The organism is Cupriavidus basilensis, assembly GCF_029335485.1.
GTDB lineage: Bacteria > Pseudomonadota > Gammaproteobacteria > Burkholderiales > Burkholderiaceae > Cupriavidus > Cupriavidus basilensis_E.
This window is the reverse complement of record NZ_JARJLM010000311.1, coordinates 1-11,072: the sequence shown is the minus strand read 5'-3', so window position 1 is coordinate 11,072 and position 11,072 is coordinate 1. Positions and strand designations below refer to the sequence as shown.

Sequence of the window (11,072 nt, the reverse complement as noted above, 5' to 3'; positions counted from 1 at the left end):
CCTGCTGGTGGTGGAGCGCATGCCGTTCCTGTCGCTCAGCTACGAGAACCTGCAGCTGCTGATGGTGTTGATGGGCTACTACGCCGACGGCATCGAGCATGCCGCATCCACGCGCGCCATCGCGGCCGGGGTTGCCGGCTGCCCCTACGAGTTCGCGCTGGACTATGCCCGCCTGTCCCGCCTGCGCCGCGACAGCGGCATCGAAAGCACGATCGTGGCGCTGGTGTTCGATCTCGACGAATCGCGCGATGCGCTGTTCGACCAGGTCATCCGCAGCCGCCGCGCGCTCGACGTGGCGTGGCCCCTGACCAGCGCGCACCAGCGCGCGCTGCTCACCCTGATGCCGTTGTCGGGCAACGAGGCGGCTTCGGCCTACCTGGTGCGGATCGAGGACATGCTGCGGGCCCAGTTCGGCACCGATTTCGAAGCCGCGCGCATCGGCGTGCATACCCTCGCGGTGCCTCCCGGCGCGCCGGTCGAGCCGCTGGCCCGGCTGCTGCACCGTTGCCACGTGGATGTACAACCCGCGCCGGTACCGGTGCCCGTGGCGCTAGGCGAGGCCCGCCGTGGGTAAGCTAGGCATCGGCGGCATCGCCGCGCAGCTTGCCGCCCTGGCGCTACTGGCGCGCGCCGGCACCAGCACCGCGCTGCTGCTCACCTTCCTGGGCATGCAGGCGCTGGCCGCGGCGATGATCGCGATGGTGCTGTGGCGCATGTTGCCGCGGCGCTTCCGCGTGCCATTCGCGTGGAGCTACGGCTACCTGTTCGCCTTCAGCTTCCTGGTGCCGGCGGCTGGCGTGATCGTCTGCCTGGGCAGCCTGATGATCGCGCGCCTGTTCCCCGGCAAGCGTCCCACGGCCGGCATCGGCTCGGTCGGGCTGCCGGTGTTCGTCACCCACCTGGTCTCGCGCGTCACCCACGGCGGCGGCGCACGCCTGCGCGCGCAGCTCGGCAATACGCGCGCGCCGTTGCCCGAGCGCATGACCGCGCTGGTGGCCATGCAGTCGATGCCGGCGCGGACCTCCAGCCCGGTGCTGCGCGACCTGCTGGCCGATAGCGCGGACGACGTGCGCCTGCTGGCCTATGGCATGCTGGACGGCGCTGAAAAGCAGCTGACCCAGCAGATCCTGGCCGAACTGCCGCGCCTGGGCGAAGCCCGGGACGACCGCCAGCGCGGCGAGATCCACAAGCGCCTGGCCGACCTGTACTGGGAACTGATCTACCAGAACCTGGTGCAAGGCGATGTCTACCGCTACACCGCGGACCAGGTCGAGCACCATGCCGGCGCCGCGCTGGAAGTGGACGGCGGCCAGGCCGGGCTGTGGTATATGCGTGGCCGCCTGGCCCTGACCCGCAATGAGCCCGCGCAAGCGCGCGAATGGCTGGCGCGGGCCGAGGCACTGGGTTTTGCACGCGAGCGCACGCTGCCGCTGATGGCCGAAGCCGCCTATCTCGAGCGCGACTACGCCGCCGTGCGCGCCATCCTGCTGTCGTTCGACAGCCCATCGCCGCTGCCACTGGTACGGCCCCTGCTGCGTTACTGGCAATCATGAGCGATACCCCTTTGCCCCGCGCCGACTCGGCCGACGTGGCCCTGCTGCTGGAGGGCACCTTTCCGTATGTGAGCGGCGGGGTGTCGAGCTGGGTCAACCAGATGATCCGGGCGTTCCCGGAGATCCGCTTCGCCATCGTCTTCATCGGCAGCCGCCGCGAGGACTACGGCGATATGGCCTACGCGCTGCCCGACAACGTCGTGCACCTGGAAACCCATTTTCTCTACGACTTCGCGCCGCCGCCGCTGGTGCACGGCAGCGATGGCGACGCCACCGCCTTCGACGCCTCGGCGCGGCTGCACGAGGTGCTGCGCGAGCCCGGCCGGGAGCAGGAAGCCGGCGCGCTGATCCGCGAACTGTTGCCGGAGCTCGGCGATGACGGCCGCCTGTCGGAGGATGCCTTCCTTTACAGCCGCAATGCCTGGCGGACCATCACCGAGCAATACCGCCAGTACTGCACGGACCCGTCCTTCACCGATTATTTCTGGACCGTGCGCATCATGCACAAGCCCTTGTGGCAGCTCGCGCGCATCGCCGGGCGGCTGCTCCCGGCCAAGGTCTACCACACGGTTTCCACCGGATACGCGGGATTTCTTGGCGCCATGCTGCATTACCGCACGGGGCGTCCCCTGCTGGTGTCCGAGCATGGCATCTATACCAAGGAACGCAAGATCGACCTGTTCCAGAGCCAGTGGATCCGCGACAACCGTAATGTGTTCGAGCGCGACATCTCGCAGATCAGCTATTTCCGCGAACTGTGGGTGCGTTTCTTCGAAACGCTGGGGCGCGTTTGCTACGACGCCGGCGACACCATCGTCGCGCTCTATGAAGGCAACCGCCAGCGCCAGGTCAGCGATGGCGCCGTCGCCGCGCGGACCCGCAATATCCCGAACGGCATCAACCTGCCGCGGCTCGCCGCGCTGCGCGCCCGGCGCGCGCCCGGCGTGCCGCCGGTCCTGTGCCTGATCGGCCGCGTGGTGCCGATCAAGGACATCAAGACCTTTATCCGCGCCATGCTTACCGTGGTGCGGCAGTTCCCCGATGCCGAGGGCTGGATCGCCGGGCCCGAGGACGAGGATCCGGAATACGCGCGGGAATGCCGCAGCCTGGCCGAGAGCCTGGGGCTGGGCGAGAAGGTCAGGTTCCTGGGTTTCCAGCGCATCGACGACCTGCTGCCCAAGGTGGGCGTGCTGGTGCTCAGCTCCATCAGCGAGGCTTTGCCGCTGGTGGTGCTGGAAGGCTTTGCCGCCGGCGTGCCTTGCGTGACCACCGACGTCGGCTCCTGCCGGCAGTTGATCTTCGGCCTGCCCGGCGAAGACGCGGCGCTGGGCGCGGCCGGCGACGTGGTGCGCATTGCCGACCCGGCCGCGCTGGCCGGCAAGGCCATCGGCCTGCTGGGCTCCCCGGATGCATGGCATGCCGCCCAGCAGGCCGGCATCCGGCGCGTGGAGCGGTATTACACGCAGGAGATGATGGTGGGCAGCTACCGCGATCTGTACACGCGCCTGATGGCGCAGCCACGGGCGCAGGCGCCGTCAGGCATGTCCCCCGCCAGCTCCGCCCAGGCCGCGGGCTGCCCGATGAAGGGAGGGCGCTGAGATGGCGGGGATTGGTTTCGAACTGCGCAAGATGCTCCGGCGCGACAGCCTGTCGGGCATGCTCGGCGCGTACGCCTACGCCGGCATCATCAGCTCCGGGCCGTGGATCCTGTCGATCGTCGGCATCCTGCTGATCGGCTTGCTGAGCCTGCCCTTCGTGGTGCCGGGCAGCCTGGTGACACAGTTCCAGGTGTCGGTGACCTACCTGATCGCGGTCAGCCTGATCCTGACCGGACCGATGCAGCTTGCTTTTACCCGCTTCACCTCCGACCGGCTGTTCGAGAAGCGCGACCACCTCGTGCTGTCGAACTACCACGCGGTGGCGCTGCTGGTGACGGTGTTGTCGGGCGCCATCGGCATTGGCTGCGGGATCTTTGCCTTCCAGGCGCAATCGGTGCTGTACCGGCTGCTGATGACCGCGGGCTTCGTGGTGATGAGCAATATCTGGATCGCCGTGATCTTCCTGTCGGGCATGAAACAGTACAAGGCCATCGTCTGGACCTTCCTGCTGGGCTACACGCTGACGGTGGGGGCGGCGCTGGGCTTGCGCGATTTCGGGCTGGAGGGCCTGCTGCTGGGCTTTGTGGCCGGGCAACTGAGCTTGCTGACAGCAATGGTGGTGCTGATCTACCGCAACTACACCAGCCCGCGCTTCATGTCCTTCGAGGTGTTCCAGCGGCGCTATGCCTACCCGAGCCTGATGGCGATCGGCTTGCTGTACAACCTTGGCATCTGGCTCGACAAGTTCATGTTCTGGTACTCGCCGTCAACCGGGCAGCAGGTGATCGGACCGCTGCATGCGTCGATCATCTACGATATCCCGGTGTTCCTGGCCTACCTGGCGATCATCCCCGGCATGGCGGTGTTCCTGGTACGCATCGAGACCGACTTCGTCGAGTATTACGACGCCTTCTACAACGCGGTGCGCGGCGGCAGCTCGCTCGAACATATCGAGGATATGCGCAACACCATGGTCCAGACCATCCGCCTGGGCCTGTACGAGATCGTCAAGGTGCAGGCGATCGCGGCGCTGCTGCTGTTCGTGGTGGGCAAGTGGGTGCTGGCGGCGCTCGGCATCTCGGAGCTTTACCTGCCGCTGCTGTATGTGGATGTGATCGGCGCCAGCCTGCAGGTGGTGTTGCTCGGGGTGCTCAATATCTACTTCTACCTCGACCGCCGGCGCGAGGTGCTGCTGCTCAGCGGGCTGTTCGTGATCCTCAACGTGTTGCTGACGCTGATGACGCTGCAATTGGGGCCCGCCTGGTACGGCTATGGCTTCGCGATTTCGCTGCTGGTCGTGGTGGCGCTGGCGATCTACCTGCTTGACCGCAAGCTGGATCGCCTGGAATATGAGACCTATATGCTGCAGTGAGGGGCGGGCGAGGCCGGCACCGCGCGCTTTTTCCGCCCATGGGCACCGCCGTGGATCCCGCCACCCCGAATCCTGTTCCCTGACACCCCTCTCACGCTGGTCTTGGCGCTGCGACGCCTGATTCTGTACCATTCTCCCTCACGCGCCCGGCTTTGCCCGGGCTATTGCGCCTTGGCCGGGCGGCGGTGCTGGCTGTGCGCGGTGGTAGATTGAGGTGAGTATGAGAATAGCTTCGGTGGAAGATGACAAGAGCCAGTCCGAGCTGATCCAGCAGATCCTGGTGTCGGCTGGCCACGAGTGCGAATGTTTCGTCAACGGCAACAGCTTCCTGCGCGCCTTGCGGGAGCAGGCGTTCGACCTCCTGGTGGTGGACTGGCAGCTACCCGATACCAGCGGCTATGAAATCGTTACCTGGGTGCGCCAGAACTCCGGGCGCAACCCCCCCATCCTCTTCCTGACCAGCCGCGCCATGGAGGAAGACATCGTGGCCGGCCTGGGCGCAGGCGCCGACGACTACATGGTCAAGCCGATCCGCCGCGCCGAGCTGGTGGCACGCGTCTCCGCCTTGCTGCGCCGCACCTACCCGCAGGCGCAGCAGGACAGCGCGGTGATCCGGGTGGGCAATTACCGGGTCGATCCGGACGCGCGCACGGTGGCCGTTGGCGAAAACAAGGCGGAGATGTCGCCGCGCGAGTTCGACCTGGCACTGTTCCTGTTCCGCAACCTGGGCCGCCTGGTGTCGCGCGAAGTGGTGGAGCAGGCCGTATGGGGCCGCGCCATCGGTGCCGGCTCGCGCACCCTCGACACGCACATCTCGCGCTTGCGGATCAAGCTGGCGCTGCGGCCCGAGAACGGCGTGCGGCTCACTTCCGTGTACTCGCACGGCTACCGCTTCGAAGCCACGGCCGATGGCGACAAGCAGGAGCCGCCTGCGCAGGACACTTTGGGCAAGCCGGACCAGCAGGACTAGCAAGGCTTGCAGGACAAGAAAAATAAGCAGGATACGGGGAAGATGGAGTCTATGCAGCGGTTCGACACGGCAGCAAGCAGGAAAAACGGTATCGCCTCGCGCACCCTGGTGTGCCGCATGGCCGGCGCGGTCGGCGCACTGGGTACCTTCGGCGTGGTGGGCATACTCGGGATGGCCGGCGCCGGATGGCCCGGCCATGCCGCCGCGCAGGCGGCCGGTGCCGAGGGGAGCAACTTTATCTACCTGGTGCGTCCCGGCGACACCCTGATCGGCCTGGCCGAGCGTTTCATGGATCGGCCGGGCAGGTGGCGCGAGCTACAGGTGCTGAACAAGGTGGAGGATCCCTACCGCCTGCCGCCCGGCATGCGCCTGCGTATTCCGCTGGCGCACATCCCGGTGATCGACGGCACCGCCCGCGTGGTGTTCGTGACGGGCCAGGCGCGTGCCGATGGCCGCGCGTTGCAGGCCGGCGTGGAACTCGGCGAAGGCGCGCGCATCGAGACCGGCGCTGGCGCCACCGTCACCATGGAGCTGGGCGACGGCTCCCGCGTTACGCTGCCGCCGGCCTCCACCATCGAAGTCAGGCGGCTGCGTGCTTTCTCCCGCACGGGCCTGACCGACGCCGTCATCGGCATTGGCCAGGGCGAGGTGGACTCCCGCGTGGCGCCGCGCGGCACTGGCGTGGGCCGTTTCGAGATCCACACGCCTTCGCTGGTGACGGGGGTGCGCGGCACGCGTTTTCGCGTGGGCACCGAGGACGGCGCCAGCCAGAGCGCGGTGCTGGAGGGCAAGGTACAGGCGCGGTCGCGGCGCGGGCAGCAGGCTGCCGTGCGCGCCGGCTACGGCATCAGCGTCTCCTCGGCGGGCATGCTCGCGCAGCCAGTCACGCTGCTGCCGGCGCCGGTGCTGGCGCCGCTGCCCCGGCCCCTGCTGGGCAGCCACGCCGTGGTCAGCTGGTCGCCGGTGGCGCACGCCGTCGGCTACCGCGTGGTGGTGGCGCGCGACGCGGTCCAGACCGAACTGCTGTCTTCCCAGACCGTGAGTGGTGCCCAGGCCACATTGCAGGACCTGCCGGAGGGCGATCTCTATGTCGGCGTCAGCGCGCTCGACGCCAGGCAACTGGGCGGCGCCGGCACGGTGATGCCCTTCACGGTGAGGCTCAATCCGCCAGCGCCTTTTACGCTCGTCCCCGAGCGCGACGGCACCGCTTATGGCGAGACGGTGACATTTACCTGGGCCGAGGTCGCCAGCGCGGCGCAGTACGAACTGGAGGTCGCGGCCGATGCGGACTTTGGGCAAGGCCTGGTGCAGGCGCGCGACGCGGCGCCGATGGCCAGCCAGGCGCTTGCGCCGGGCCGCTGGTGGTGGCGGGTGCGCTCGCTGGACGCCACCGGCCAACCCGGCCCCTGGGGCGAGCCGGTGGCGTTCGCGGTTGAGCCGTCGCCGCCGCAGCCCCGCCTGGAGGACGATGGCGGCGACACCTTGCGGATCGCCTGGCCGGCCACCGCCGCTGCCGCGGGCACGGTGCAGGCCTACCGGCTGCAGATGGCTTCCGACGACGGTTTCACGCATATCGTGTCCGAAGTGCGCAGCGAGACCAGCGAGGCCAGGCTGCCGCGGCCGGGCAGCGGCATTTATTTCGTGCGGGTGGCGCGCGAGGGCAAGCCGGGTGTTCCGCCGCATTTCTCCGCTCCCCAACGTATCGAGGTGATGCAGTACGTGCGCGATTCGCAAGGTCAGGCCATCGGTGCCGGCGGACGTCTGCTCAATCGTGGCAACTAGCCTTGCGCGCCTGACAGCCCGCCTGCTGGGTGGTTACCAGCGCCGTACGCTGGTCGAGTGGGGCATGCTGAGCGCCGCCGTGCTGGCGCTGGTCACCGCCTGCGCCTTGCTGCAATGGAGCGAGCGCGCCGACAAGGCGGTCTACGACCTGTCGGTGGCGGCCCAGCACCACGCCGCCAGCGACGACATCGTCATCGTCGCCATCGACGACCCCAGTATTTCCGCGATCGGCCGCTGGCCCTGGCGGCGCTGGGTGCTGGCCGACCTGATCGAGCGCATCGCCGCCGATGCGCCACGCGTGATCGGAGTCGACGTGATCCTCTCCGAGCCCGATCAGCTGCATCCCGAGGACGACCGCGCGCTGGCTGCCAGCATGGCCAGCGCCGGCAACGTCGTGCTGCCCGCGCTGGCCGAGGCAGGGCAGGGCGGGCTGCTGGTGCGCTATCCGCTGACCGGACTGGGCAGCGAGGTGGGACATATCAATATCGCGGTGGATCTCGACGGTATTGCCCGCGAGATCTTCCTCCAGGAAGGGCTGCAAGGCCGGCAACTGAAGCATTTCTCCGCCGCGATGGTCGGCTTTGGCGGGCCGGAGCGGCCGGTGTCCACCTACCGGCACGACGATGAGGCGAATAGCCAGGGCGCCGATGGCTGGACGCGCAGATACAGGTTGCGCGTCCCGTTTGCCGGCCCGCCGGGCACGTTCCGCCAGGTCTCGGTGCTCGATGTGCTTGGCGGCAGGCTGCCGCGCGACTTCTTTCGCGGCAAGTCCGTGCTGGTAGGTGCCACGGCGAGCGGGCTGGGCGACGTGTTTCCCACGCCGGTATCGCGCACTGGCCATGGCATGAGCGGTGTGGAAATCATCGCCAACGCCATGCAGACACTGCAGCGCGACAGCGCCATCTTGACCTTGCCGCGGCCTTGGTTCTGGCTCTGCACCTTGCTGCCGGTGCTGCTCGCGAGCCTTGCCTCGCTGATGCTGACGCCGCGCAATGCGCTGCTGGTCACCGTGGTGCTGCTGGCCGGCACGCTGGGCGCCAGCCTGCTGCTGGTGGTGTTCGGACATCTCTGGTTCGCGCCGGCCAGCGCGCTGGTGGGCTGCAGCCTGGTCTATCCGCTGTGGAGCTGGCGGCGGCAGGAAGCCGCGTTGCAGTTCCTCACCGACGAACTGGGGCAGCTCGAGCAGGAGCCTGGCCTGCTTGCGATGCCCGCCGGCGAGCGCGAGTCCGGCCGCAACCTCGATACACGCATGCGTGCCGTCTACCGCATGACCACGCGCTTGCGCGACCTGCGGCAGTTCCTGGCGGACGGGCTGGAAGGCCTGCCCGAGGCCACCGTCATCTGCGATTCGGGCGGGCATGTGCTGCTTGCCAACCGGAGCGGCCTGATGCTCGCGCCGCGCGCGCTCGCGAAGCTTTCCGACATGAGCGCGCCGAGGCCGGATATCCGCGAGCTGATTCGCGAGGTGTTTCCCCAGCCCAAGGCGGGGCTCGAGTACTGGGACCAGTTGCGCAGCGCTTTCACGGATGGCGGCGCCGGCCAGGCACAGCCGGCACAGGCCCCGCCCGGCGTGGAGCTCGACGCCCGCGGGCAGCAGCCCATGCTGCTGCGCGGCGCGCCGCTGCGCAGCGACACCGGCGGCGTGGCGGGCCTGATCGTCAGCGTCATCGATATCACCCAGGTGCGCGTGGCAGAGCGGCGCCGCGAGGAGTCCCTGCGCTTTATTTCGCACGATATGCGTTCCCCCCAGGCCTCCATCCTGGCGCTGATCGATCTGCAGAACGAGCCCGGCCGGGCGCTGCCGGAGGGCGCCTTGCTGGCCCGCATCGCAGAACACGCCAGCCGCACGCTGGAACTGGCCGACGACTTCATCCGGCTGGCCCGCGCCGAGGCGCCGCACCTGAACTTCATCGAGATGGACCTTGCCGGCGTGGTGCTGGACGCCACCGACGAGCTATGGGCGCTAGCCAGCGCGGCGCGCATCGAGCTGAAACTCGAGGTGGAAGAAGAGCCGTCGCAGGTGGTGGCCGAGCCTGTGCTGCTGGTACGCGCGATTGCCAACCTGGTCAGCAATGCCATCAAGTTCAGCCCGCCGCAGACCACCGTGACGGTGCGCCTGTACCGGGTGCCGCAGGGGTTGGCGATCGACGTGACCGACCAGGGGCCGGGCATTGCGCTGGAGGATCAGGGGCGCTTGTTCCAGCCTTTCGCGCGCTTGCGCGACGCCGAGCGCGACGCGCCCGCCGGCAGCGGGCTGGGACTGGTATTCGTCAAGACCGTGGTGGAGCGGCACGGCGGAGAGATCCGGCTGACCAGCGCGGCGGGCGCCGGCGCGACCTTTACCATCATCCTGCCCTGCTGAGGCCGCGCGCGCGGGCCGCGCCGGTGTCAGCGCGACGCTTGCGCGGCCGGGCTGGCCGCGGTGGCGGCAGGCGTGCCGGCGCGGGTATCCATTTGCCGGACCTTGCGGGCCTCGCGCCGCTCATTGCTTTCCTGCAGGGTGACGCACAGCACGGTAATCAAGGCGAACGCCACCATGCACAGCGCAAGGTAGCCTAGCAATTTGTTCCGTTCGGATGCCATATCGATGCCTGCCATGAATAGCGCCGCATTCTATGCGGCTGCCGTGACGGCGACTGTCAACAAATGCAAGGGCTGGCGGCCTGTTGTGCCCGGGCATCGCCGGCCCGGGCAGCGCGCGTGCCGCGCCGCGCATCGACGGTAGCTCCGGCCGGCGATACAATGGTTGCGCACTGCCTGCCTCAAAAGTCCTCCGCGGCCGGTCATGACGAGCCGCCGATGGCATTAACCGCCCCACCAGGCTGCCACGGATGTCCAGCAACATCACGCCCCTCGACACGGGCGCCAGCGCGCGCCCGGTACGCCACCTGATCGCCACCGAGGCGGCCATGGCGGCGGGCGGCCTCGACGGTTGGCACCAGCGCTACCAGCAGCTCACGCCAGGGCATTTTCTGGCCCGGGTGCAGCAGGCGACCTTTGGCGACGTCCACGTCTTTCGCGAGCAGACCAACCAGGCGTTGCTGGAAGAGGGCGAGGCCAAGCGTGGCTATCTCTCGATCGCCCTGCCGCACCGCGAATGCGAAGGCGGCTGGTTCTCCGGCTACCGGATGAGCGGCGACACCGTATTGCGGGCCGGCAACGGCCTGCCGCTGGCCATGCGCACGCCACCGGCACTGGACCTGCTGGGAGTGACCCTGCCCATGCCCGCGCTGCAACGCGCACTGGAGCGCGAAGGCGATGCCGGCCTCATCACGCGCCTGCCGCCGGCCACCGAGGTGCGCCGTGCCGCTTCCGAGGAATTCCGCGCGGCCATGCTCGCGGTGCTGGCCGCCACCGCCGCGCAGAGCGAGGTATTCAACCAGCGCTTCGTCGAAAGCGCCATGCGCGACGCTTTGCTGATGGCGGTGGTCTCCCTCCTCGCGCACGACCGCGGCGATGCGCTGCTGCCCACGCCACCGGCGCGGCGGCGGCTGGTGGCGCAAGCCTACGAGATGGTGCGCGCGGCGCCGGACGCGCCGTGGAGCGTGCTGATCCTGTGCGAGCGCCTGGGCGTATCGCGCCGGACCCTGCAATACAGCTTCAACGAAGTCACCGGGCTGGCGCCGCTGGAATTCGTGCGCGCGCTGCGGATGAATGGCGTACGGCAGGCGCTGCGCAGCCGGCAGGCTTCGGAGCCCGCGCTGGTGGGGGCGGTGGCGGCGCGGTGGGGGTTTAATCATCTGCCGCGTTTTGCGGCGCAGTACCGGGCGTTTTTTGGGGAGTTGCCGTCGGCGACG

The 11,072-nt window shown here is 68.6% G+C and carries 9 protein-coding genes; 8 read left to right on the top strand and 1 reads right to left on the bottom strand.

The genetic code is table 11. The annotated features are described in order from the left end of the window. The 7 genes from P3W85_RS18155 to P3W85_RS18125 all read left to right on the top strand — a co-directional run. On the top strand, positions 1 to 574 hold a 574-nt coding region (locus P3W85_RS18155; RefSeq protein WP_276265814.1), incomplete at its 5' end, for a PelD GGDEF domain-containing protein. Further along, complete coding sequence (locus P3W85_RS18150; RefSeq protein ID WP_276265813.1) at positions 567 to 1,553, top strand: lipopolysaccharide N-acetylglucosaminyl transferase; 987 nt, start codon at positions 567 to 569, stop codon at positions 1,551 to 1,553. The genes P3W85_RS18155 and P3W85_RS18150, both read left to right, overlap by 8 nt. Further along, positions 1,550 to 3,151, top strand: a complete 1,602-nt coding sequence (pelF, locus tag P3W85_RS18145) for a GT4 family glycosyltransferase PelF (protein WP_276265812.1) — start codon at positions 1,550 to 1,552, stop codon at positions 3,149 to 3,151. Before P3W85_RS18150 ends, pelF begins: the two co-directional genes overlap by 4 nt. Before the next feature lies 1 nt (position 3,152). Continuing rightward, positions 3,153 to 4,523, top strand: coding sequence for an exopolysaccharide Pel transporter PelG (pelG, locus tag P3W85_RS18140; RefSeq protein ID WP_017226674.1), 1,371 nt, complete (start codon positions 3,153 to 3,155; stop codon positions 4,521 to 4,523). A 220-nt stretch (positions 4,524 to 4,743) separates the two neighbouring features. After that, a complete protein-coding gene (locus tag P3W85_RS18135) occupies positions 4,744 to 5,493 on the top strand; it encodes a response regulator transcription factor (RefSeq protein WP_035811429.1) in 750 nt (249 codons plus the stop codon). Between the two features lie 42 nt (positions 5,494 to 5,535). Next, positions 5,536 to 7,275: a FecR domain-containing protein gene (locus P3W85_RS18130; RefSeq protein ID WP_276265811.1), complete on the top strand. Its 1,740-nt coding sequence runs from the start codon at positions 5,536 to 5,538 to the stop codon at positions 7,273 to 7,275. Continuing rightward, positions 7,265 to 9,637, top strand: a complete 2,373-nt coding sequence (locus P3W85_RS18125) for a CHASE2 domain-containing protein (protein WP_276265810.1) — start codon at positions 7,265 to 7,267, stop codon at positions 9,635 to 9,637. The genes P3W85_RS18130 and P3W85_RS18125 overlap by 11 nt, the downstream gene beginning before the upstream one ends. A gap of 26 nt (positions 9,638 to 9,663) precedes the next feature. Here the strand turns inward: P3W85_RS18125 and P3W85_RS18120 are convergent, their stop codons facing one another. Further along, the gene (locus P3W85_RS18120) at positions 9,664 to 9,873 is read right to left on the bottom strand and encodes a hypothetical protein (RefSeq protein WP_276265809.1); all 210 of its coding nucleotides are present in this window, start codon (positions 9,871 to 9,873) and stop codon (positions 9,664 to 9,666) included. A gap of 233 nt (positions 9,874 to 10,106) precedes the next feature. Here P3W85_RS18120 and P3W85_RS18115 point away from each other — a divergent pair. Next, positions 10,107 to 11,072, top strand: a 966-nt coding sequence (locus P3W85_RS18115; RefSeq protein WP_276265808.1) for a helix-turn-helix domain-containing protein, incomplete at its 3' end; no start/stop codon positions are given.